22 protein-coding genes are annotated in these 24679 nt (G+C 33.2%); 7 read left to right on the top strand and 15 right to left on the bottom strand.

Annotation, left to right across the window (positions count from 1 at the left end; translation table 11 throughout):
- Window positions 1-14 precede the first annotated feature (14 nt).
- The 3 genes from cobN to AWE51_RS13445 are packed head-to-tail and all read right to left on the bottom strand — an operon-like array spanning window position 15 to window position 6711.
- Window positions 15-3761, bottom strand: coding sequence for a cobaltochelatase subunit CobN (cobN, locus tag AWE51_RS13455; protein ID WP_066314259.1), 3747 nt, complete (start codon window positions 3759-3761; stop codon window positions 15-17).
- The gene (locus AWE51_RS13450; RefSeq protein ID WP_066314257.1) at window positions 3752-5044 is read right to left on the bottom strand and encodes a cobyrinate a,c-diamide synthase; all 1293 of its coding nucleotides are present in this window, start codon (window positions 5042-5044) and stop codon (window positions 3752-3754) included. The genes cobN and AWE51_RS13450 overlap by 10 nt, the downstream gene beginning before the upstream one ends.
- Window positions 5045-5049: 5 nt before the next feature.
- A complete protein-coding gene (locus tag AWE51_RS13445) occupies window positions 5050-6711 on the bottom strand; it encodes a VWA domain-containing protein (protein ID WP_066314255.1) in 1662 nt (553 codons plus the stop codon).
- A gap of 434 nt (window positions 6712-7145) precedes the next feature.
- Between AWE51_RS13445 and AWE51_RS13440 the strand changes: the two genes are divergently transcribed.
- Complete coding sequence (locus AWE51_RS13440) at window positions 7146-8309, top strand: response regulator (RefSeq protein WP_066314253.1); 1164 nt, start codon at window positions 7146-7148, stop codon at window positions 8307-8309.
- A 36-nt stretch (window positions 8310-8345) separates the two neighbouring features.
- Here the strand turns inward: AWE51_RS13440 and AWE51_RS13435 are convergent, their stop codons facing one another.
- From AWE51_RS13435 to cobW, 11 genes are all read right to left on the bottom strand, one after another.
- A complete protein-coding gene (locus tag AWE51_RS13435; RefSeq protein ID WP_066314251.1) occupies window positions 8346-8663 on the bottom strand; it encodes a histidine kinase in 318 nt (105 codons plus the stop codon).
- A 47-nt stretch (window positions 8664-8710) separates the two neighbouring features.
- Complete coding sequence (locus tag AWE51_RS13430) at window positions 8711-9430, bottom strand: cytochrome c biogenesis protein CcdA (RefSeq protein WP_066314248.1); 720 nt, start codon at window positions 9428-9430, stop codon at window positions 8711-8713.
- Window positions 9427-10524 carry a cobalt-precorrin-5B (C(1))-methyltransferase gene (locus AWE51_RS26140; RefSeq protein WP_082832430.1) on the bottom strand — a complete coding sequence of 366 codons (1098 nt, stop codon included), beginning with the start codon at window positions 10522-10524 and terminating at the stop codon, window positions 9427-9429. The genes AWE51_RS13430 and AWE51_RS26140 overlap by 4 nt, the downstream gene beginning before the upstream one ends.
- Window positions 10525-10527: 3 nt before the next feature.
- Window positions 10528-11259, bottom strand: a complete 732-nt coding sequence (locus tag AWE51_RS26135; protein WP_082832429.1) for a precorrin-6A/cobalt-precorrin-6A reductase — start codon at window positions 11257-11259, stop codon at window positions 10528-10530.
- Window positions 11256-13112: a precorrin-4 C(11)-methyltransferase gene (cobM, locus tag AWE51_RS13420; RefSeq protein ID WP_066314246.1), complete on the bottom strand. Its 1857-nt coding sequence runs from the start codon at window positions 13110-13112 to the stop codon at window positions 11256-11258. The genes AWE51_RS26135 and cobM overlap by 4 nt, the downstream gene beginning before the upstream one ends.
- Before the next feature lie 67 nt (window positions 13113-13179).
- On the bottom strand, window positions 13180-14367 hold the full coding sequence (cbiE, locus tag AWE51_RS13415; RefSeq protein WP_066314245.1) for a precorrin-6y C5,15-methyltransferase (decarboxylating) subunit CbiE: 1188 nt from the start codon (window positions 14365-14367) through the stop codon (window positions 13180-13182).
- Window positions 14368-14395: 28 nt separating this feature from the next.
- Window positions 14396-15058: a 5,6-dimethylbenzimidazole synthase gene (bluB, locus tag AWE51_RS13410; protein ID WP_066314243.1), complete on the bottom strand. Its 663-nt coding sequence runs from the start codon at window positions 15056-15058 to the stop codon at window positions 14396-14398.
- On the bottom strand, window positions 15055-16419 hold the full coding sequence (gene cobJ, locus AWE51_RS13405) for a precorrin-3B C(17)-methyltransferase (protein WP_066314242.1): 1365 nt from the start codon (window positions 16417-16419) through the stop codon (window positions 15055-15057). The genes bluB and cobJ overlap by 4 nt, the downstream gene beginning before the upstream one ends.
- The gene (gene cobI, locus AWE51_RS13400) at window positions 16416-17108 is read right to left on the bottom strand and encodes a precorrin-2 C(20)-methyltransferase (protein ID WP_232517386.1); all 693 of its coding nucleotides are present in this window, start codon (window positions 17106-17108) and stop codon (window positions 16416-16418) included. The genes cobJ and cobI overlap by 4 nt, the downstream gene beginning before the upstream one ends.
- 2 nt (window positions 17109-17110) lie before the next feature.
- On the bottom strand, window positions 17111-17698 hold the full coding sequence (locus tag AWE51_RS13395) for a cob(I)yrinic acid a,c-diamide adenosyltransferase (protein WP_066314239.1): 588 nt from the start codon (window positions 17696-17698) through the stop codon (window positions 17111-17113).
- Between the two features lie 4 nt (window positions 17699-17702).
- Complete coding sequence (cobW, locus tag AWE51_RS13390; protein ID WP_066314237.1) at window positions 17703-18794, bottom strand: cobalamin biosynthesis protein CobW; 1092 nt, start codon at window positions 18792-18794, stop codon at window positions 17703-17705.
- Between the two features lie 271 nt (window positions 18795-19065).
- Between cobW and AWE51_RS13385 the strand changes: the two genes are divergently transcribed.
- The 5 genes from AWE51_RS13385 to AWE51_RS13365 all read left to right on the top strand — a co-directional run bounded on the left by AWE51_RS13385 (window position 19066) and on the right by AWE51_RS13365 (window position 23074).
- On the top strand, window positions 19066-19368 hold the full coding sequence (locus AWE51_RS13385; RefSeq protein WP_066314235.1) for an ArsR/SmtB family transcription factor: 303 nt from the start codon (window positions 19066-19068) through the stop codon (window positions 19366-19368).
- Between the two features lie 86 nt (window positions 19369-19454).
- A complete protein-coding gene (locus AWE51_RS13380; protein WP_066314234.1) occupies window positions 19455-20066 on the top strand; it encodes a short chain dehydrogenase in 612 nt (203 codons plus the stop codon).
- Window positions 20067-20099: 33 nt separating this feature from the next.
- Window positions 20100-21407 (top strand): NAD(P)/FAD-dependent oxidoreductase, encoded by a 1308-nt coding sequence (locus AWE51_RS13375; RefSeq protein WP_066314232.1) that lies wholly within the window; start codon window positions 20100-20102, stop codon window positions 21405-21407.
- Window positions 21408-21655: 248 nt separating this feature from the next.
- A complete protein-coding gene (locus tag AWE51_RS13370) occupies window positions 21656-22057 on the top strand; it encodes an ACT domain-containing protein (protein ID WP_066314230.1) in 402 nt (133 codons plus the stop codon).
- Window positions 22058-22318: 261 nt separating this feature from the next.
- Window positions 22319-23074: a ThiF family adenylyltransferase gene (locus AWE51_RS13365; RefSeq protein WP_066314228.1), complete on the top strand. Its 756-nt coding sequence runs from the start codon at window positions 22319-22321 to the stop codon at window positions 23072-23074.
- On the opposite strand, the gene AWE51_RS13360 is transcribed toward AWE51_RS13365, so the two are convergent.
- Window positions 23071-23829, bottom strand: coding sequence for a response regulator transcription factor (locus tag AWE51_RS13360; protein ID WP_066314227.1), 759 nt, complete (start codon window positions 23827-23829; stop codon window positions 23071-23073). The genes AWE51_RS13365 and AWE51_RS13360 overlap by 4 nt on opposite strands.
- 159 nt (window positions 23830-23988) lie before the next feature.
- On the opposite strand from AWE51_RS13360, the gene AWE51_RS13355 reads away from it, so the two are divergent.
- A complete protein-coding gene (locus tag AWE51_RS13355; protein ID WP_066314225.1) occupies window positions 23989-24675 on the top strand; it encodes a hypothetical protein in 687 nt (228 codons plus the stop codon).
- Window positions 24676-24679: the final 4 nt, after the last annotated feature.

Below are 24679 nucleotides of genomic sequence, written 5' to 3'. Positions count from 1 at the left end.
AGCTAATGTTTATATTATTCTGTTAACCCCTCACTTTCAAGATATAAAATTTCCAATTGTTCTTTTATTTCATTTGATGGGTTTTTCCACATACCGCGTTGTATGGCTTCTAATAAACGCTCACTCATATCCTTTAATGCCCAGGGGTTATTTTTTTGTATAAATTCTTTGTTTTTTGGAGTTAATAAATAACTCTCAGTAATTCCTTCATACATAAAATCATCGATAAGATTTGTAGTGGCGTCATAAGCAAAAAGATAATCTAAAGTAGCAGCCATTTCAAAAGCACCTTTGTATCCATGTCGTTGCACACCGTTAATCCATTTTGGATTAATTACTCGGGATCGATACACTTTTAAAAGTTCTTCTTTTAATGTTTTTACTTTTGGGTTTTCTGGTCTAGAGTTATCACCAAAATATATAGCTGCGTCTTCTCCTTTTATTGTTTTTACAGCATTTGCCAAGCCACCATGAAATTGATAATAATCATCACTATCTAGAATATCATGTTCACGATTATCCTGATTTTGCATGACAATCTGCATGGCTTGTAGTCGATATTGAAATGACTCATGTGCAGAGACTCCTTTTTTAGAGTTGCCATACGCATAACCGCTCCAGTTAATATATACTTTGGCAAGATCTTCTTGTGTTTGCCAGTTTTTTTCGTCTATTACAGCTTGCAATCCGGCACCATACGCTCCTGGTTTAGATCCAAAAACACGATACAACGCACGTTGTGTTGCTTCATCTTTTGGTAATCCTTGTTCTTGCCATTGTTGTTGTTCTGCTAAAAAACGCTTGCGTATAGGATTGTCTTCTACAGACTCATCCAGATGTGCTAAACGTGTAACAACGGCATTAAATAGATTTATAACATCAGGAAATGCATCTCTAAAAAAACCTGAAATCCTTAAGGTTACGTCTATTCTAGGCCTTTTTAATTTTAGTAATGGAATGATTTCAAAATCGGTGACTCTACGATTTACATTTTTCCAGATGGGTCGAACTCCCATAAGTGCGAATGCTTGTGCAATATCATCACCTCCTGTGCGCATCGTTGATGTTCCCCAAACTGAAACTCCAATAGTTTCGGGATAATCGCCATTTTCTTGTAAGTATCTATCAATAATGAGTTGTGCACTTTTTTCTCCAAGTCGATAGGCAGTTTCGGTAGGTATGGTTCGTACATCTACAGAATAGAAGTTTCTTCCTGTTGGTAGTAAATCTAACCGTCCACGAGTAGGGGCACCAGACGGTCCAGAAGGCACGTAATAACCATTTAATCCATTTAATAGAAAATCCAACTCATCGGTTGTTTTTTGCACTTTTACTAATGTGCTAGTTTTTATATGTTGGATTATTTGGAACGTTAAAGGATACAATGTAGTTTCTTCTCCCTTTTCTAAATAAGAGATTAACAATCGCTTTACAATGTGTTCTAATTGCGCAACTACTTGCCCAGCAGTTTTACAAAATACACCTTCAATAGTAAGCTCCATTACTGCTGTATACGGAATCTCTAATATGTTCTCTTCAATACCAAGATCTTTGGCTAATACTTGAGTAATCCCCTGTTGTTTATATCCGGGAACTCTATGCAATGCAATTAATAAATCTATTAGCTGTTCATTAACTGGTGCTTTACCAAAAATGTGTAATCCATCTCTAATTTGTGCTTCTTTTAATTCACATAAATACCCATCTAGCTTAATTAGTAGTTCGTCTACATCATCTGATGCAATACCTAGATCTACATTTAACTTGGTTTCTTTAACCAGTCCAGATATCTCTTTTTCTAATGCTCGAGATCGTTTTGGGTCTAAGGAAGCAGCCTCATAGTATTCGTCTACTAGATGTTCCAGCTTCATTAAATTTCCATAGCTCTCTGCTCTAGTCATAGGTGGAATCAGGTGATCGATAATCACTGCTTGATTTCTCCTTTTTGCTTGTGTTCCTTCCCCGGGGTCATTAATAATAAAAGGATAAAAGTGAGGTAGTGCACCAAATACAGCTGCCGGGAAACAGGTTTCAGCATTTAAGGATACACTTTTTCCCGGTAACCATTCTAGATTACCGTGTTTTCCTAGATGAATAACAGCATCTGCTTGATAATTTTCTTGTAACCAGAAATAATAGGCTAAATATTGATAAGTAGGCGGTAAATCAGGTGAATGATAAATTGCCTGTGGGTCTTGGTTATATCCTCGAGAGGGTTGAATACTTACAAAAATATTACCTAATAAAAATCCCGAAATGATAAAACCATTTTCAGTACAATAGGGATCATTATCTGGAGTACCCCATTGCTCGGTAACCTTATTTTGTAGTTCTTGGGATAATAACGAAAAGCATTGTTTAAATTCGTTATGACTAAACACTAGAGCATGTGGTCTTGTAGTTGTAGTAGTGATATTGTTGGTAGTGACCTGGGTAATCCAATGCATGATTTCGGTACCACTTTTTGGTAATTGCGTCCCTAGATCATAACCTTCTGTTTGTAACGCTTGCAGTAATACCACACAACTCTCAGGAGTATCCAAACCTACACCATTAGCTAAACGACTATCTTTATTTGGATAATTAGGTAAAATAATAGCTACTTTTTTTTCACTATTCTTTTTAACCTGAAGTGAAGTCCATCGCTTAGCTAGCTCTGCTGTAAATTCACATGCAGGAATATAAGCTTCATATTTTAGAATAGAACTATCTGTAAGACTATCTTTTTCTATTTCCTTTTTAAAAGAAACCGCACGTCCTATTATACGCCCATCTATTTCGGGCAAGGCAATATTCATTGCTATATCTGTAGGAGGAAGACCAAAAAGTCCTTCTTCCCAGACTTTTTTATTTGCTGTAGAAAATATTGCTTGTAATACAGGAATTTTTAAGTTTTCAAAAATAAATTCAGAGCCGTCCATAGGTTTTATAGTAAACCCTGTAGTGTTTATGATAGTATGAATATCGCGTTTCCCTGAATGCGTCATTAACGATTGTACTTGTTCTACTAATTTTGAATCTCTAAGGTTACTAGTAAAAACCACAAAAGTATTCATCCCTTTAGCATGTAATGCCTTACTTATTGCCTGTATTGGAGATAGGTTATCTGAAAGATAATGTGTGCGATATGCTAATATAACTACATTGGGTCTTGAAGAGTTAAGTGAAAGTTCAAGTGTTTCCTGTTCTAATAATCCAGTTTCACAAGTAAATAAAAATACATCAGCTATTGATTTAACTGGAGTAATGTTTATCTGATCATTAAAAAACGTATATCGCAGATAATTCAAAAAAGCTACTGAATTTTCTTTTCCTCCCTCTTGTAAATACTGTCGCGATTGGTGTGCGATCTGAATATCAACAGAAGATAGTTTCATTAGCTCAAAATCGGGTTCATGAGCAGGTAAGAACAAAATAGTGTTACCAATTCGTTCCTGTAGTTCGACTAGGGATTCTATTAAGTATTTGTAGTAACTAATACCTCCCAACATGCTACAAATGATAACTTTGGCTTTTTCAAGGACTTCCTCAAGATAGGTGTCAATTGTTAATTCTTGTTTAAGATATACTAGATTGGTCATACGTAAACTTGGTAAAGTATCTCCTTCGGTTTCATACAATTGTTTGTATGCTTCATTCATGGTATGAATCTCGGTATCGCCAGCACTTAGAAATACAATATCCCCGGGTTGTTGTTCGATATAAAAAATTTCATCATCATTTGGATTCCATCCACCAGGTATTGTTGCTACTAAATGCATATATCTTTTGGTTTTAACGCTGCCCAATACAAGTGAATATAGCTAGCGTATACATTTTTATAAGTATATATTTTTGTTGAAATTTCTTTATCTCTTGCGGTGAAAACTTTTCCAATACTAGAGTTGGTTTGATCATTAAGTATTTTAGAATAATGAAATTCATGTCCCCAGATTTCTAAACCCTCAAAAAGTACTTTACGATAGCCTAAGGATAACTTTTTATTTTCCATAGAGGTACTATAGTCAAATATATTGACCATAGAATGTGCCAACCCCTTTTCATCTATAATCGCCTTTCCTAGATACATCATTCCTCCGCATTCTGCATAGATAGTTACACCTAGATTAGCGGCATTTCTGATTTGGTTGCACATGCTTACATTTTGAGATAATTTTTCTAAATATAATTCTGGGTAGCCACCTGCTAAATAAATGTAATCGGTTTCTGGAAGCTGTGAGTCATGAATTGGGCTAAAATATACAATACGTCCTATAGATTCTAACCACTTTAAATTTTCTATATAGGTAAAGCTAAACGCCTCATCTTTTGCAATAGCAATTGTTTTTGTTTTAGAGGGAGTTTTGACTTGTGCTTTTTCTCTTGCTATCTTATTGATTTCTTTGGCAGATTCTAATAGCTTTGAGACAGAGATGTTTGAGGTTATATGAGAAGCAGCTTTTTCTATTATCGTTTCAAAAGTCTTATCAATATGTAGACCCAGATGTCGAGATGGTATAGCAATTTCTTCATTAGGAGGGATATATCCCAATGATGGAATACCAACCGTATCACAAGCTTCTTTCAAGAAAGCATAATGAGATTCTGTTTTAACAAAATTAAATAGTACTCCAGCTATTTGAACTTCAGGATCAAATGTTTTTAATCCATGCAAAATAGGAGCAATTGTATATGCCATACTACTGGCATTGACAACTAAAATAACAGGAATATCTAATAACTTGGCAATTGCAGCAGAACTTCCTTGATCTTTTACAGCACCATCAAATAACCCCATAACACCTTCGATAATACTGATGTCGGTACCTTGTTGATAGTTATTAAATGTGCGTATCACATGTTCTTCTGGCATCATTACTACGTCTAAATTCACAGCAGGTTTTCTGGCTGCAGTACTATGATGGATAGTATCAATATAGTCCGGACCACACTTAAAAGGTTGTACATTTAAACCTTGATTTGAAAACCAACGACATAAACTTAACGTTACCGTTGTTTTCCCAGAATTACTCCATGGAGCTGCTATTAAAAATGCTTTAGACATATGAATTAAAAATCAGAAATCGCAGTATAATTTAATTGTAAGATTTTAGCCATTTCTTTTGCTTTACCTAATTTTACAAAACCTAATTCTGTATCTATAATAGTCGTTTTAGATATTTTACTAAGATATTTTTTATAGGTGGTTATAGCATATTGAAAAGAATCTTTGGCCCCTGCGTTAGCTTTGCCATCTGTAAAAACAAATAGCTGCACCGTTTGGAGGTTTAAGGATTTTAATACTTCATAAACTTTAAAAAATGCAGCTCCTAAATTGGTTTTCCCTTGAGTTCTTAATTGCTGATTTATAGAGGTGATTTCTTTTGTGTTTGTAGTGAACTCTTGTAGAATTTTAGCAGACGACCCCTGCAAACCAACTATAGCATACTGTATTTTATGTAAAGGGTGTGATAGTACGGTTTTTTCGATAACCCCTTTTAAATAGGCCATTTGTTGATCTATTGCCATAGAAGCACTGGTATCTACTAAAAATACAATACGCGCTATTGCTTTTTGTACTAGTTGTTTATGAATACGATTAAAAACTCCTGATTTTAAATAGGCTTTTACAGATTTTGCTATTGCGATCTCAGTGTGAGGATTTAAAGGATAGGGTGCTGATGAAATATTAGAAAGAGGATTTAGTTTAATGTTTTGTTTGTTGTTTTTCTTTGGAGCAGAAAACTGTAGTCCTTGTTGTACCGATTTAGGTAATTGAAATTCTGCCTTAGTAGAGGCTTGAGCTATTGATTCTTCTTGTGAATCTTTATTTTTTTGATTGGTATCATCATTTTCGTTTGTAGTATTAGGTGGAGTATATTCTTTTGCTCGATGTTGTAGTACAAATGGTGCAATACTATTTATAATTTCAAGAGTTACTTCTGGATAATTATAATAGGCTGCATATGCTCTGGCAGTCTTTAATAATAAAATATCCGCACGCATTCCTTCTACTTTATTAGTGATCGTTAACTCTGCACAAAATTCTTGAACGTCTTCTGGAATGATGACATTTTGTAATCGCTGTTTTCCAAGAAGAACCTGTTCTTTTATTTTCTGTTCTTCAGACTCAAATTTTATAAAGAATGTTTCTGGGTCGTTATCAAATGAGAGACGTTGCATAGCGATCTGAGAACGTATTTTTTTATCTGCAGGAGTATTAATATTTACACTAAGACCAAAACGATCTAATAGTTGTGGTCGTAACACTCCTTCTTCTGGATTCATCGTTCCTACCATACAAAAACGGCTATCTACCCATTGCGATATGCCTTCGCGTTCTAGATGATATCCTCCCGTTGCAGAAGCATCCAACAATATATCCATTAGATAATCATTAAGAAGATTAATTTCATCAATGTATAAAAACCCTTGATGCGCCAGAGCTAATAACCCTTTGTCTACAATAGATACTTTTTTATTAATTAATGTTTCTAAATCGACGCTACCCAATACTCTGTCTTCTGTGGCACCAATTGGTAGGTTTACAAATGGAAAATTTTTCCCCATCAACTGACTTAACCCTCTTACCATTGTAGTTTTGGCAGTGCCTTTATCACCTGTTGCTAATACTCCGCCAATGGTTGGGTCGACTAAATTAAGTAACAAGCATAATTTTAAATCTTCTTGTGCTAGTATAGCAGTAAAAGGGTAATTATATTTTGATTGCATCTATTTCTATATAAGAGTTGTAAAAATAAGGATTTATGCAGGTAGAATGGTCATCCTTTTTTGTTTAAATATCACTTTTATGAGGATATAAAAGAAGATGATGTGCGTGGTACTTAAAAGTATTTATTTCTGAATCATTTGAATATAACAAACAATACTTTTTATCAGAATATTCTGTGTGTTTAAGGATACCCCTATAAAATAATAAAAACTTTACAAACCTAATTTCCTAATATTTTCCTATTTTTAGAATAGCTATTGATTTTTTCTGTTTCTAGAGAATTATTCAATTTCTAGTCAAAATGCTAAGGAATACTAAGCTTATTCGAGCTAGAGTATTCGTTAGAAGTCAGTCTTTCTAATTACCCCTACTTTTTTGAATATCGATATGGCTTTCTATGTAGTAAATAGTCATATTGAAAAACCTACTTTACATGAAAAAAATTTTAGCAATAGATGATCAGCAACTTGTTTTATTATCCTTAGAAAAACACCTGTCGGATCAAGGATACATTATCGAATGTGCAAGTGATGGACAATCAGGACTAGAACTGTTTGATAGTTTTAAGCCTGATATTGTGATTGTGGATATTAACATGGATGGAATGTCTGGTCTTGAGGTTATTGAAAATATTCGTCAAGAAAAAAAATCAGACGTTAAGATTTTGGTGATGTCTGGTAATACTAATGAAGATACCATTCTAGATGGTTTTGATTTAGGTATAGATGACTATATGAAAAAACCACTATCACTTAATGAAATTTCGGCAAGAATAGCAAGAATATTTGGAATAAGATCAAGAAAGAAAACAGAAAACAACACTAAAGGTCAAATGTTACAAAGACATTGCGTAGGAGTTGTTATCCCATGTTATAATGAAGAAACAAGAATCTTGAGTAAAGAATTTACCGATTTTACTCATAGTAACTTAGGATATCATTTATGTTTTGTGAATGATGGAAGTACAGATAATACATTAGAAGTTTTAAAAAAATTATCTGAAGGTAGAGAAGATAATATAAGTGTTTATAATTGCGAAAAAAATGGAGGAAAAGGAGAAGCAGTGCGACAAGGGGTTTTGCATTTGGCAAAAGACCCGCAATTGGATTATATAGGATATTTAGATGCTGACTTGTCCACAGATTTTAAGGATTTTGATGATTTGGTTAAGACGATAGAGTCCTCAAAATTTAAAATAGTAAGTGGCTCGAGAATGAGTAGGATGGGAGCAAATATTACAAAAGAATCTGCGCGTAAAATAATAAGTAAAACGATCAATCTGATTATTCGAAATATCTTGAGTATGTCATTTAATGATACGCAATGTGGTGCTAAAATTATGGATAGAGAAATAGTCAATGAAATGTTCCGAGAGAAGTTTATTACAAAATGGTTGTTTGATGTTGAAATCTTTATGAAGATGCGCAAATTTTACGGAAAAGAAAAAGCAATTTCTTATATATGCGAGCAACCTCTTAAACGTTGGATACATGCAGACGGTTCTAAGTTATCTATGAAAGATTCTGTGAAAATTGTTGGGCAACTTGCTCAAATTGCTTATCACTATAATTTTAAAGTCAAATCAAAGGTCAGTTGAAATTAGATGTATAAAAGAAAATAGTTCTGCAAAAGGTTACAGAGTATCTATGTATTCTGTGATCATTTGTAGAACTTTTTCGAAATCTTCTTTAAGTTCGTAATTCCCATCCTTTAGATTGTTTTCATAATCTGTTGCGATTTCATAACTTTTTTCAAGTCCAAAAATGCTTACCTTGTGCTTAAGTTTATGTACGTCTTCTGCAGCTTTTATTAGATTTTTATTTTCTAAATTACTGAAATATTGAGCTTTTTCTAGAGGGAATTCTTTTTTGATAACATTAAAGATTCTTTCTTCAAAAGTTTTATCTCCATTAGATAACTTATTGATTTCGGATAAGTTTGGTTGTTCCATTGTAGTTGGTTTTTAATTAGAACATGATCGTCTGATAATTTGGAATATTAAAACCATTCTAGGAGTGCTCTTTGTAACATAATTAATCCTACCACAATAGAAATGATTCCAATAATGCCGTTCATCCATTTAAAGATAGAAATATTTCGCTCTATAAAACGACTCATTGTAAAAATTAAGACATAGCTATATATTGCCATAGAGAGAATAACACCAATTGATTCTATAATCAATATCCAGATAGCATCAGAAACCGTATCAGCACTTATAATTAATGCAGATGTAAGCGCACCTCCGGTTCCAGCCAACCCATGTAACATCCCAATCCAAAAAGAACGATTAATCGGGTTCATAGCTATTTCTTCACCAGTTTTACCATGTAAATGAATAGGATTATTAGCCATATGTTCATGAGCTTCTATTTTTTTATGATCCGCCATCATCTCGTTGACCTTGTGGTTTCTACGAATAGCCATAATACCTAACCAAATCATAATAGGGCCCACTGAAAACTCAGCCCAGAAAGATAAGCCTTCAATAAAAGTTAACAGCGCAGTTCTAAAAATCAACGCTATTCCTCCAAATAGTAATAAAGTAACAGAATGTCCTAATGCCCACTGAGAAGCAGTAAAAACCGTTTTTAAATTGACTTTTTTCTTTTGAATAGCATTTTCTGCTGCTAAAACAGAAACAGCCGACATATGATCAGGTTCAAAAGAATGTAATACTCCTGCAATAAGAGGTCTGGCAAGATTCATTATGTTCATAAAGGATACGCTATATGGATTCCATCATTATTGATCAAATACATCTGAAGATGCACATTTGGGGCTATATTCTGACAATGATAATGACATCTTTTTATTAGTTCTTGATAAAATTTTTCTTGGCTGGCAAAAGTAAAAATTTCTCTAAGACGTCCGGCCATATTTAATGCTAAAACTTTGTTAGCAATCTCTTCTGGGTAGCCACATGCTATTGCTAATTCATAAATAAAATTTTTGTCCCAGGTTGTTTTACCGCTATGTGTATTGGTATTGCCTTGTGCTAGTTTTGCAGCTTTACCAAGCATAATACCCATAGATACTTTTGTGATTTGTTGAGATTGATGAATTTTTTCAAAAGTTTCCTGAATCCAGTTTCCGTAATGAATACAAGAAATATCATCTATTTCAGGAAACAAGCCTTTCAACATTTTTTCGCTACGTGCACCAGAATTAATTAATAATTCGGTTTTTTTATTGGCAATAGCAACATCTATTCCTTGTTGGATGCTTGCAATATATGAGGCTGCAGAAAAAGGAGTTACTACTCCCGAGGTGCCTAAAATTGAAATGCCATATAGAATTCCTAATCGACTATTAAGGGTTCTTTTAGCTAATTGTTCGCCATCTTTAACGGATACTTTAATATGTACTCCTTTGGTTTCTATTTGATGATCTGATAATATTTTTTTGCAAACAGTACTCATCATTTTTCTAGGTACAGGATTAATTGCCGGTTCACCTACAGGAATTTCTAATCCAGGAAGTGTTACTAGTCCAACTCCTTTACCTCTTACAAAAACAATTTCTTTAAGTGTATTAAAAGAAACTGTTACCGAGATGTGTGCTTTATGTGTTACATCAGGGTCGTCACCGGCATCTTTTATGGTAGCGTATTTGGCTTCGTTTGTAGTAAGAGAGATTAAGTTTACTTTGAATGTAACTGTTTCTCCAATAGGTAATGTAACCGATACTTCTTTTAGTTTGTTTTGTGTGACTAGACTTAATAAAGCAGCCTTGGTGCATGCTGTAGCGCAAGCTCCGGTTGTGTAACCTCTGCGTAATGGTTTGTTAGGTATGTCTTGTAGTTCGCTCAAAAATTAAGTTACCAGTTTTGTCAATTCGTCTGTAGTATCTATACAAAGATACCGATTCGAAATTTCTGGTTTTTTTAAAATTACTATAGGTATTTTTAAATGAAGAGCCGCTTGTATTTTTTCTTCTAGTTTACCATTATTGCCACTTTCTTTGGTTAAAATAACATCTGGAGCTATCTTCTCGAACAATTTTATTTCTTCTTTTTTAGATTGTGGGTATCCAAAAAGTAAATGTGTTTTAGGGAAATTAGCTTCTAAGGCAATAGCACGAGAAGAATCTCTGTCTAAAATACGAAACCAAGTGGGATGTGTTTTCCAATATGATTTAAGTTTTATGATGGTTTGCACACCAGATAAAGCAAGCAATGATTGGTAATTATTCGTGTGAAAAAGGTTTATGGCTTCTTCAAAACTATCAATATGTGATACAAGTCGATGTGAAACTCGTGTTGAGAATTTTCTTTGATAACGAATTAAAGGAATTGGTAAAGAAAGCTTAGCAATAGTTTGGTGTAATTGTATAGCAAAGGGGTGCGAAGCATTAATAATGATGGTAATGTTATTCGTAAGACAGAAAGATTCTAGTAGGGTTGAGGTCATCTCACCAAATATGGGAGTTCCTTGCCCTGTATAATCTACTTGAGTTTTGGTAGAATAATAATATGAAAGATCCAGTTTATCAAGTGTTTTAGCTACTTGTTTACCTTCTGTAGTACCACCAAAAACCAGTATCATGAATTCTCAGCTATTTTTTCTTTTTTTCTAAAAATATGATGCCATTTATCATCATATAACCATGATCGGTTCTTTCTTGCTCCAATGGCTTCGCCTACTACAATCATAACTGTTCTAGTAAGTTTATTAGTTTTAATAATTTGTGTCAATTCAGAAAGAGTACCGATCCAAACTTTTTCATCGGGCCAACTTACACGATAAAGTATGGCTAAGGGAGTATCTTCAGGATAGTATTCTAAGAGTTGTTTTTGTATTTTCTTGGCAATACCAACACTTAAGAAAATACACATTGTAGCTCTTAGCTTAGCCATATCAGCTATTTTCTCATGTTCAGGCATCGGTGTGTTTCCTTCTCCTCTTGTAAGAATTATAGTTTGTGCAACTTCCGGAATTGTAAATTCTGATTTTAGGTATGCTGCAGCTGCTTGAAAAGAAGAAATTCCAGGAACGATATAATACTCATATCCTTTTTCATCAAAAATAGTCATCTGTTCTTGTATAGCACCATAAATGGATGGGTCGCCAGAATGTAATCGTACAATAGATTTTCCTTGGGTATAATACCTGTCTATGATTGCTATTTGTTCTTCTAGGGTCATAGAAGCCGAGTTTCTAACCAGCGCTCCTTCCTTTGCCATATGCGTTAATGCTTCAGGAACTAAACTACCAGCATAGAGGATACAATCTGCATTTTCTAGAATGTATTGACCCTTTAGGGTTAACAGTTCGGGGTTTCCTGATCCCGCACCTATAATGGCAATACTTGCTTTTCGTTCGTAAACGCCTACTAGGCTAAAAGCATACGTAAACTTTTTACCTGATTGGGTGAGTACTTTGGTTTTCTCAACAAGCCATTTGGATTGCCCTGCAATTAGTGCTGCGGCTGCTTCGGATACTCCATAAACTCCCACTTTTTTCTTAACCACTTCAGAAGGGTTAGCAACGTCGATAGTATTTAGTTCATCTCCTGTATAAGTAATAAAAGGAATTTTATTTCGTGAAGCGAAATCAAGATAAGCTTGTTCTTCGTTTTTGATTGAGGCAGATCCAATAGCATAAATGCTTTCTTTTGCAATCCCTTTTTGATATAAAGCAGACTCCATATCTTCAATTAATAATGAAGGTGCAATATCTTTGGCACAACCACTACCTATTGCGATACAGGGAGCATAGTAGGTAATTATAGGGGTTTTACAATCTATAACTTCATATCCTACATAAATTATTAATTCATAGGTATCTAGGCTACAATCTTCAAGATCGTAATATATATCGACAAAATCGGGACAGCTTTTTTCTAAATATGATGTGCCTTTATCTTTTATTTTTAAGATGAGTGCTGTGGATTTTCTATTTACAAATAAAGAGATGATTTCGTTGGTACCAGTATTGCTTTTTGCTTTCCAACCATATGTTTCTGCAAGTGTATCTAATGACCACAATTCTTGCAGATCACTCGAGGTAGAAAGTACCGCCTGCGCATCTAATATTCTGCCTACTTGTTTTGTGAGTATATTTGCTTTTCCAACATGTCCGCTAAGAACAGATTGCACAAATTTACTTTGATCGTCCACGTTTATTATTGCAGGATCTGATGTTTTATCTTTGATATGTGGAGCAATACTACGAACACATATGCCTAATGCACCTACAAAAACCCAAGCATCGTAGCTATTAAAAGAAGCACTCATTAATTGACTGGCAGTATCAATTTGGTGAATGTCTTTGTTAGCCGTTACCTTTCTTGTGGTGTACACTTTAGAACGGTAGAATTCTTTTTGCAGTGTTTTGGCTATTTGTAGTCCTTGATCTGTAAAGCAGAGTATGGCGATTTTTAGAGTATGTTCTGACATAAATATTTAGAAGGGAATTATGAAAAATATCAAAAACAAAGATACCAGAAGTTATGTTGAATCAAGCTTAGTTTTTGATACTTTTTGCCTTTAATAATGTAATAGGATTATGAGCATCTACAGTAATAATATGTTCGGTTATGATCTTGTATTCAATATTAGCGCAGCTTCGTTTAAACTGTTGGATCGAATTTTCTTTTACGGCATTAATAATAATGGTAGTTGTGGGTTTTAAAAAAGATTGAATTTTTAAAAAAAAGTCTTCTAGTTTACCACCATGTCCCCCAATAAATATAGTATCGGGTCTTGGTAATTTATTTAGATCTTGTTCTAAGAAATCTCCAATAATAGCTTGAATCCCAGGAGCTCCAAAACGTTTTTGATTTTCGTTGAGTATCGCTTTACATTCTTTTCTTTTTTCAAAAGCAATTATTTCTACTTCCGGGTTTTTTAATTTTGCTTCAATACTAATAGATCCAGTACAAAAACCAATATCCCAGAATACCGAAGAGTTTAAAATTTCTAAAAGATGTAATGTTAGTAATCGAATAGGCATTTTGGTAATCATTTTAGGCCTATTCTGTAATCCTGCAAAGTCTTTATCTTTTATTCCGAAGTCTATAACACGATGATTTTTCTTTTTTAAAAGGACACAATTTAAGGGATGAAACTCTTTTTTTGCAGCTTCATATAATGATAACTCATGAAATTTTTCGTTATCGCCCTCTATATCCTCCCCAACAATAATATCATAATTTGTATAGCCATAATCAATCATACGTTTCGCAATTGCTGCTGGGTTTTTCTCTTGGTCGGTAAGTACACCGATCAATTTGTTTTGTTGGATTATACTGACATCAAATGTTTTCCATGTTCTGCCATGAACACTAACTGTTTGCAGTTGATTACTATTGGTATTTGTTGCATTTGCTAGTAATTGAATAGCACTAAAATAGGGTTCGATTATGATTTCAGTATTTGGATATTTGTTTTTTAACGTGTTTGCAAATCCATAAAACAGCGGGTTTCCCGACGCAAAAATGATAATGGGGGCTTCTACTTTTTCATAGGTTTTATAAACCTCTGACATCGGAGATTGAATATATATCCATTGATGATTTTCTGGGAGACTATGCTTAACCAATTCATAATGGCGTTTTCCTCCACTAAATATGTGATGTTTTAGAATAATTTGTAGCTGCTCTTTATTAAAATTAGGCGCTTTATTTCCAATGCCTATAATATGAAAAGTCATAACGATATTTGTATATAGCTTTAGTAATTTAGGAAGGATTATATTGCTCTTCTACAACTACTTCTTGTCGCATTTTTTTTCTATCCCATTTCCTAAGCTCTAACTCAGGTTGGTTATAAAACATATCTGTATACCCAAAACATAAATAACCTATCAATTGATTTTCAGATGGTGCATTAAGTACTTTTTTAACTTTTTTTGGATCTAAAATGCTTACCCATCCCATTCCGATATTTAAAGATCTTGCCATAAGCCACATGTTCTGTATGGCACATACCACACTATATTTTCCCATATTCGGCATACTGGTTTGACCTAATACGGGGCCCTTTTTAGGTTTGTAAAATACAGCGATATTTAAAGGAGATTCTATAATCCCTTCTAATTTAAGTTTTATATACTCTTTTTGCTTTTCCTCTTCGAATAATAGAGCCGCCTGAGCAGTTTCTTCAGAAAATGTTTCTTTTATTGCACGTTTGGTTGCTTGATCTTTTATGAGTACAAATTCCCACGGTTGAGAAAATCCAACAGAAGGGGCCGAAAATGCAGCTTCTAGTATCGTATCAATTGCTGTATGAGGAATCGGGGTACTCAAGAAACGATTTCCACGAACATCTCTGCGATGCATTAAAATTTCTTTTAATAATTCTTGCTCATTTTTATCAAACAATCGTTGCGAGTGTTCTATCATAATGCCACAGATTTAGCTTCTTCAAGGGTAAAAGCTGCATTTACAATAGCAGCAGCAAAATTGCTTCCTCCTCTTTTTTCTGAAATTAGCGCATAAGGAGTATTTGTTATCGTTTTTAAACGTTCTTTAGATTCAATTACATTAATAAATCCAACTGGGGCTCCAATAACACCGGTAGGGGATAGTATACCTTCATGAATTTGATCTGTTATCTCAATTAATGCTGTAGGCGCATTACCGATAACAAATAACGCTTTTGGATATTTTTTTGCTGCCAATTTTATACCAGCTTGTGTTCTTGTTAATCCCTCTTTTTCAGCTAAGGTTAAAGCTTCTGGATCATTTAATAAACAAACGACCTGATTATTGTATTTATTGGTATATGCCTTTGTGATCCCCGCTTGTACCATAGTTACATCAGTTACAATGGTGCCTCCATCTTTAAGGTATTCATGCCAAATAGCAATAGCTTTTTCTGATGTATTTATATAATTGATATACTCAAAATCTCCTGATGTATGAATACATCGAATAGCTGCCCAAAGTGTATCTTTTTGTAATGTGTTTGGGGGGATATTATTAAGTATTTCTGTAAAACTAGCCTGTTGGATCTCTAATCCTGTTTCTGGTTTTCTATTTAAATATCCTCTGGGGGTAATTAAATTGTCTTTATATCTAAACGTTTGACTATTCCCAATAAGCACCACACAAAACATATCAACATCATTAATATCTAGATTTTCTAATGTGGTGATTTTAATATGTTCTTCTGTTCTTCCTAATTGTTTACAAATAGCAACGGGGGTTTCTGCATTGCGATATTCTAGGTATATATCTTTTAAAGCCTTAAGTTGCCAATACCTTTTCTTACTTCTTGGGTTGTATAATCCGGTAACAAAATCTCCTATTGCAGCTGCCCTAATACGATTTTCAATAGTGGTCCAAGGGGTCATTAAATCAGACAAAGAAATACAACAAAAATCATGACCTAAAACAGCTCCTAATTTACTGCCGGCTGTAATAAAAGCAGAAATACCAGGTACAGTTTCTACAGGTATTTCTAATTGCTGCTCTGCAACTTTTTGATATACAATTGATGCCATAGCATAAATACTGGCATCTCCTGAACCAATAACAACAACAGATTCTCCTTCTAGGGCATGTTGGATTGCAATTTCGGCTCTTTTTTCTTCTTCGCTAAGTTCTTTTCCTATACATAGTGCATTAGGCTGCACCAAATGTTGTATAAATTGAAAATAATAATGATACCCAATGAGTACTGTAGCCTCTGAAATTGCTTTTGTAGCCATGGGAATAATATAGTCTGAATGTCCAGGGCCTAGCCCTACAACTTTGATCATTTCTTAATAATTAATAATGAGAAATATGGTATTTCTCTATGAGTCAGTTTGGTTAAATCTGAAGTAATATATTCTTGATTAGTTCCTAAGCGCTCGCAATAGTAGCAGTTCCAATCTTTTTTTGCTAATTCTAACCGAAAATTATTCCATCCGGATCTTATTTTCATTAATATCACAGTGTCAAATACTTCAAAATACTTAGTGATTTCTGAAATTTCTTTAATTCTTGGGATCACTGCAATCTTATCATCTAATAGACTTAAGGGTACTAAATGTTGCGCAGCACCTAGCGAAAAAGAATTGATTCCAGGGATCAAAGAAACTGGTAATTGTAAATCTTGAAGTTCGGCCAATAGATATGAAAAAGAAGCATATAAACTAATATCTCCTTCACATACGATAGCTATTTTTTTTCCTAAATGGTAAGCTTCTTTAATTTCTTTTGCTGTTTGAGCATAGACTGTAGAAGCTTGTGTTCTATCACTAGACATTTTTAGGAAAAAACCTTTAAGTTCTTTCTTCTCTAACCCATGATATTGTAAAATAGGAAATACATAACTTTTTTTAGTACCCTTTGTGATAGATCCAGGATAAAAAATAAGATCGACTTCTTTTAAGGTGCGTAATGCTTTTAAAGTCAAGAGCTCTGGATCTCCGGGACCCAAAGCAATGCCATAGATGGTTTGCAAAATTATGTTGTTTTTTTCTTTTTTCTTTTATACAAAAAGAGTTGCCATTTTTCTTCTGCGACTCCTGCTTTATCCATTTCTGCTCTGGCCATAGTAAAGAATAGGTCTGATAATCTGTTAATATAAGCCACCACGTACTCTTCTACAGATGATGGATCTTCATGCATAAGGGTTACAAGTCTTCGTTCTCCTCTTCTAATTTGCGTGCGGCATACATGGCATAGTGCCGAAATTTCATTACCTCCAGGCAATAAAAAATAATCAGAAGGAGAACTGATCTGTGCTTCCATAGCATCCATCCATTGTTCGCAAAAATCGGCTCCGTCTACAGGTTTTGGGTTGGTGTTTTCTTTTTTAGAATTAGAAGGTCTTGCCAAATGTGACATCATATCCATTAAATCCTTTTGAATTTTATGTAGATTTTGTTGCCATTCATGATCATTTTCTAGCTTAGATCTTAGTAACCCAATGGTAGAATTAGCCTCATCTAATGCTCCATTACATTCTATGCGGGCAGAGTCCTTATATTCTCTTTTTCCTCCAAAAACTCCGGTCATACCGGTGTCTCCTTTACGTGTGTATATTTTCATAAACTTAAGCCTCTATAGGTGTCGTTAGTTTTGCTTCTAATGCCTGTTGTAATTTATCTTCTTCTATTTGCTCACCAATAATTACGAGGCGTGTTGCTTTTAGCTCACCTTCATTCCATCTTCTATCAAAATAGTTTTCGAATCGATCTGCTACTCCCTGAACAATCATACGCATAGGTTTTCCGGGTACGTGAATGATCCCTTTAATTCTATAAATGTGATGCTCTTTTACAAGAGATTTTAATGTTTTAATTAATATCTCTGGCGTATGTGGGATTGCTACATTAATAACGATAGAATTGATCTTTTCATCATGTTCATGATCGTGATGGTGGTCGTGCCCGTGCTCATGATCATGATGGTGATGCGCTTCATGATGAGAATGTTTGCTATCTACATGATCTTCGGCTTTAGCATCGATTCCTAGTAGTACTTCAGTAGGAATATTTCCTTTTACTGCAGAAATTAGCTTAATATTATCTCCTACTCGGTTTTGTATAACATCACGGACTTGAATATATTGTTCTTCATTAATCAGATCAGATTTTGTCATGATGATAAGGTCTGCACAAGATAATTGATCTTCAAATAGTTCTTCAATAGAAGATTCGTGATCTAGGTTCTCATCATCTAGTCGTTGTGATTGCACTTTATCTCGATCGCAAATTTCTCCTGTAGCTTGACCAACGCAATCTACAACGGTAATCACTGCATCTACTGTTATTTGAGGTTTAAGGTCAGGCCAGTTAAAGGCTTTTAATAGAGGTTTAGGCAACGCTAAACCAGATGTTTCTACAATAATATGATCTATATCCTTTTTACGCTCCATTAACTGTAACATCGTCGGTAAAAATTCTTCTTGAACTGTGCAACACAAACAACCGTTACTTAACTCTAATATGTTTTCTTCTTCACATCCACAGTCATTTCCTTTTAGAATTTCACCGTCCATTCCTAATTCACCAAATTCATTCACGATGATAGCTAATCGTTTCCCGTTAGCATTTTTTGCAATGTTATGTATAAGGGTTGTTTTGCCTGATCCCAGAAAACCTGTAATGATCGTTACAGGTATTTTATGTGTGTTTAAAGCCATAGTATTTTTATCAAAATGATTCTAAACAAAACTATTTATTATAGTTTAAAGGAAAAAAGAAATTTGGATATGTTTATGATATAATTGATAAAGGCTATGTATGGTTCTTTAAACATGTATGAGTTTCTTTTTTATTGTAAAGCTGGTTGTACAATTTTTATGACTTTTTCTCTTTTATGGTATTAAGATTTTAAGAGAACAAAACATAAATAAATATTGAATAATGTAATTTCATTTCTATATATCGAGAATTATCGATATATTTATGTGTATGAATTTAAAATTAGCAACAGAAATAGGAAAATGTTTATCTAATAACCCTAGGGTACAAATTCTAGAATGGTTGAAAGAACCTGAAAAACATTTCCCCCCTCACGAGACTTTAAAGCACTTTAATGATGGGGTTTGTGTAACCTATATTCAAGAAAAAGCAGGGCTATCACAATCTACGATTTCTACGTATCTGGCTAATATGGAAAAATGCGGTTTATTGATCATAACTAGACACGGCAAATGGTCATACTTTAAACGAAATGAGGAATTAATTAGACAATACACTGAATTTCTCCTGTAATGTTTTAAGTCATTATATAAAAAATATCAATCATCAAATTAACAGTTTGATGTTGCAAGAAGCTATTTTAATTTAAAAAACAAATTATGAAAATACTAGTCATTGGTGGTTCGGGAACCATTGGTAAAAAGATTGTAGAGTTTTTTTCAAAAGAGCATCAAGTTATTGTTGCAGGTAGAAGTTCTAAAGATTACCCAGTAGATATCGCAGATACCAAATCCATCAAAGAATTATATAAAAAAGTAAAAGAAACAGGAAAAGTAGATGCCATAATATGTGCTGCAGGTGAGGCAAAATGGGCTCCGTTTAAAGATCTTTCTGAAACTGATTTTCATATAGGGTTAAGAAGTAAATTAATGGGGCAAGTAAATGTAGTTAGATATGGACATAAATGTTTGAAAAAGAAAGGATCTATAACACTTACTACAGGGATACTGGCCGATGATCCCGTATATCAAACCACTAGTGCCGCAATGGTTAATGGGGGTATACATAGTTTTGTGCAAGCTGTAGCTATAGAAATGAGGAAAAAAATAAGAGTAAATGTGGTGTCATCTGGTGTGGTTGTAGATGCACATCATAAATATGAAAGCTATTTCCCTGGCCATCCTCCTATCCCTATGGAGAAAATGATAATGGGATACAGAAAAAGCGTTAGCGGTAGAGTTAATGGTGAGGTTATTAGAATATATTCTTAAGAGCATTAATGCATAATAAATCAATATTTATAGATGGAAAAGATAGTAGTTATAGGCGGTGGGTTAATGGGAAGTTCGGTCGCATGGAAATTAGTTGATCGTGATGCAAAAGTAGTAATGATCGAACAACAAGGTCAGAACTATTTTAAAGGATCAAGTATTGGAAATACGCGTATTGCTAGAAGTTTGGGCCCGAAAAAAGATGTGTTTTCATATGCTCATAATAAAACGATCCAAGAAGTTACTAGACTACTCGAGTATTTAAATGAAGAAGAACCAAAACAACAACATACCATAGATGAAATTTATTCGACATCTCCTGTTTCCTATCTTTATCATAAAAACGAATATGCCAAAATTGAAAAATTAAGATTTAAAAAACAAAAAAAGGATTTTAATAGAGCCTCGCCGAGTTCTTCTTTTAGAAAATTTGGAATGTCGATTCCTGATGATACAATTTTAGTTCGAGAGAAAAGACAATATTCGGGGACTTTAAATCCAACCGAGTTATTAAAAAAACTGCGTTCGGGAATTGAAAAAAAAGGAGGAGAGATAAAGTATGAACATCAGGTAGTTGGGCTTGTAAAAAAAGATGACATTTTTGAAGTAAGCGTTTTGAATATGAAAACACAAAAAAATCATAAACTCAAAGCTAAAAAAGTTGTTGTTTGCTCGGGAGCATATACGGTAAACGTACTTAAAGAGTTTGCCCCTTATTTTAATAAGATTATAAGCCCAAAAAAAGTTGTGCTATCGTTTTTTAAGATTACCGATGATCGTTATGGGCAGTTGTCCGAAGTAGAGAAAGAAGCATTATTTAATAGTCTACCATTCTTTTCTCAAATAAAACAAGAGTATTTTGCAATGATATCCGAACTTAAAGAAGGAGTTTCTCCTATAATAAAAGCTGGGGGGCATCAAAGAAGACGAAATATTCATGACCTAGAAAAAATCTGGGACGAAAAGCCACAAAAAAAAGAACTAAAATGGATAAAAAAACAGTTTAAGAAACACCTGGAAATGCTAGAGATCTATGTGTCAAAAAAGGATATTGAAGAAGTTAAAAGCTATAATTGTGTATATTCAGAGACAAGAACAAAAACACCTATAGTCACTCATATTTTTAATAAGTATGGAGTTCTTGATACGAATATAGCGGTTGTTGGAGGAATGTCAGGTATAGGTGCCAAAGGCTGTTTGTGCTATGGTCTATTAGCTTCGGATCTACTATTAGGAAAAAACGACAAACCTGATAAGATGTATAAAAAAATGACCAAGGCATTTGGTAATCCATCTGTTAATTTATATACAAAAAGAATAAAACCAGGAAGATTGTTTTGAGTTTATAATGATATTGTTTTTTTAGAAAAATTTGGATAGTTTATCAAACCAAAAACTAACCAAATCAATATAAGTTAAAGCGGATGATTTAAATTTATTTATTATGATTATGAAACTCGAATTAGGTCAAGAGTTTTATGTTAAATCATAACTGTATTAAGTAATAAAGTTTGTTTTGTTAGGTTTGTTAACGAAATAAAAGCATAGTAAAGCCACAAATTAAAAATAAGGTAAACAATAAACATACAATGACTGGAGAAACAGATATTTCTAAACTAATAAAAGGAATGACTCCTAAATTAAACAAAGGTGAATACGTGTTTTCGACAGTAACTAACCTTAATAAAATAGATAGAGCAGACACTATTTGTGAATTTAAAGAAAAAGAAGGGACTACTATTGTTATTGAAAGAAAAAAAGCAAACGAATTAAACCTAAGTTATGATTATGTTGCTTCTTGGATTACGCTTATGATTCATTCATCTCTTGATGCAGTAGGTTTAACCGCCATATTTTCTACAGAACTAGCAAAAAATGGAATTAGCTGTAATGTAATAGCAGGATATTATCATGACCATATTTTTGTTGACAAAAAAGATGCTGACCAAGCAATTCGTGTTTTAAGAGAATTGTCTGAAAATCAAAAATAAAATCGGTTGACAGCAGTGATTATGAATCATAAAAGTTTTTACACTTACCTTAAGATTTTGTATTTATTAAAATCCACCAAATCTTTTAATAATCTGTTTGAGATGTAATATGAATTTATAAACTATGTATGTAATTTGTTAGTACTATTCTTAATTCTTTATTTTTTTAAACAGATAGCCATGAGTTCATATTTGAAATCTACCCTTTAGTGTAGCATTTAATCACTAATGGAATGGTAATTTTGTAATAAACCCCATTATATGAAAACTAGATATAGTCGAAATAGAATATACCTGAATGCGAATGAGCAAGAAACCATTAAGAATTATCCAATAATTTTAGGAGGTTGCGGCATAGGAAGTGTGATAGCCGAGTGTATATTGAGGCTTGGTTTTGAAAATATTACTATTATTGATGGCGATCAAGTAGAATTGTCTAATCTAAACCGTCAAAATTATACTCAAAATGATGTCTCTATTGATAAAACAGAAGCAATTAAAAACAGATTAAAATCTATTAATGAGAATGCGACTATTACCGTTCATAATTGTTTTTTGACTACAGAAAATGTTGAACAGTATATCAAAGGACATAAAATAGCTATTAATGCCTTGGATTTCACTTCTGAAGTACCTTTAGTCTTTGATAAGATTTGCCAAGAGAATAATATCCCTATTTTGCATCCGTATAATTTGGGATGGGGTGGATTAGTTACCGTAATTGCACCTAATGGATTGGCATTAAATACAATAGAAAAATTTGATGAAAATTTTAGTGAAGTAAATATGGTAGAATATGCGTCTAATTATTTAAAATTTTGGGGAACACCTCATACTTGGATAGACGATATTATAGAAAAATATAAAAACGAAGAAGAGAGTTTACCTCCTCCTCAACTGTCTATAGCATCATGGACGGTAGCTGGAATGTGCGCACATTTACTTTTTAATATCGCTACTAACAAAGAGTACAAGAAATTCCCCGAATTCTACTTGTCTACTATAATGAATAGCTAAATTAACTTATTATTTGTAGCATGTGCAATGGCTTCAGAAATGTTAACTACCTCTAATTTTTCAAATAATTTTCTTCTATGAAATTTTACTGTATCAGGTGAAACAAATATAGCTTCAGCAACTTCATTTATCGTATATCCTCTTGTAGAGTATTGTAGTATTTCTTTTTCTCGACTTGTTAATTTTATTTTTTCTGTATTCGTCCAGAAATCACCTTCCAGATCATATTTAAATACTTTATTATCTCCTTTTTTGTAAATCTTTATATTTCCCGAATTATGCTCAGCAGAAAGTGAAATAATACAAATAGATTTCCATATTTTGCCATCTTTAGTCAAAAATAAAGGAGTTAGTTTTTGATTAATTAAAATCTTCTTTCCTTCTTGATTTTTAAGACAATAGTCATAAGATATAGTATGGTTCTTTCTTTCTTCTAGAGGTATTTTGTCAAAAAAGTCAAACCCAACAGTGTTTATTTTTAAAAGAAGATCTAAATCAGGTTTTATGACATATTTAAAATAGAAAGCATACCCCATTTCTTTAACTTCTTGCGCAGTATGCCCACATAAAAATAACGGATTATCAGATACGTACTCAAATTCTTTTTTATGATAATCAATAACATAAATACTCTTATAAGTAGTTCTGGCAAATGCCTTTATTGGTTCTAAATAATTAGCAGTTTGTTTGTGCTCATCATTAGAAATGTTGTTAACTGTGTTTTTAAAATGAAAAAAATCGTTTATATCTTCCATAAATAAAATATCCTCTAAAACAAAGATATACTTTTTTAATCGAGAAGGATAATCAAACTACACAAAAGTGTAGTTCTTTTATAGATCCCTCATTACTACCTTTTTGTGTAATGATGAGGCTGTTTTATCTAGATAGCTTTGGCAGTAAAATATTTCAATATGATACTCACACAAACCTATTTAGAAAAGCTTGGATCAGATCAAATATTAAATTTGGCAGAATTCATTGTTACAGAAAATTTTAACCATCATTCAAATCAAATTTTACCAAAAGATTACAGAAAAGATGTACGTTCAATTTATGATGAAGAAGTAACATATTATAATAATTCAGAAATTTATGTTACTAAGGATTGTATAGGATCAATTTTAGGAGCTATTCGTGTCTTAAGGTGGAATTATGTAGACACCTTACCTCTTCAAAAGATTTTTAGAATTAATCCATTATTGTGCATTAATCAAACCAATATAAATAACATTTTCCATATCGGGAGGTTTGCGATAAAAAAAGGAGTACGCGATATTAACTTGTTTAAGCAATTAATGGTTTGTGCTATAGCTCCTGTTTGTCAACATAAAGACAATATAGTTTTTGCAGAATGTGATGGAAAATTACTACGAATATTGTCTTTATTAGGTATAAAAGCAACCATTATAGGCAAGTCTATAGATTATTTAGGATCAGAAACTATTCCAATAGTAATGGCATATGATGGATTAATAGATTTTTACAATAAAAATAAGTCATTAGCCTCTGTTCGCAAGTCAACGCCTCAAGTAGAATCTTCAAGACTACCCAAAAGTGTAGTTTTCAATACTCCAGCATACAACTACTCTTTAGTGTAGTCAA

The organism is Aquimarina aggregata, assembly GCF_001632745.1.
In the GTDB taxonomy this organism is placed as follows: Bacteria; Bacteroidota; Bacteroidia; order Flavobacteriales; family Flavobacteriaceae; genus Aquimarina; species Aquimarina aggregata.
Note: the sequence above shows the minus strand (reverse complement) of the source record. Positions and strands in the feature narration are given on the sequence as shown.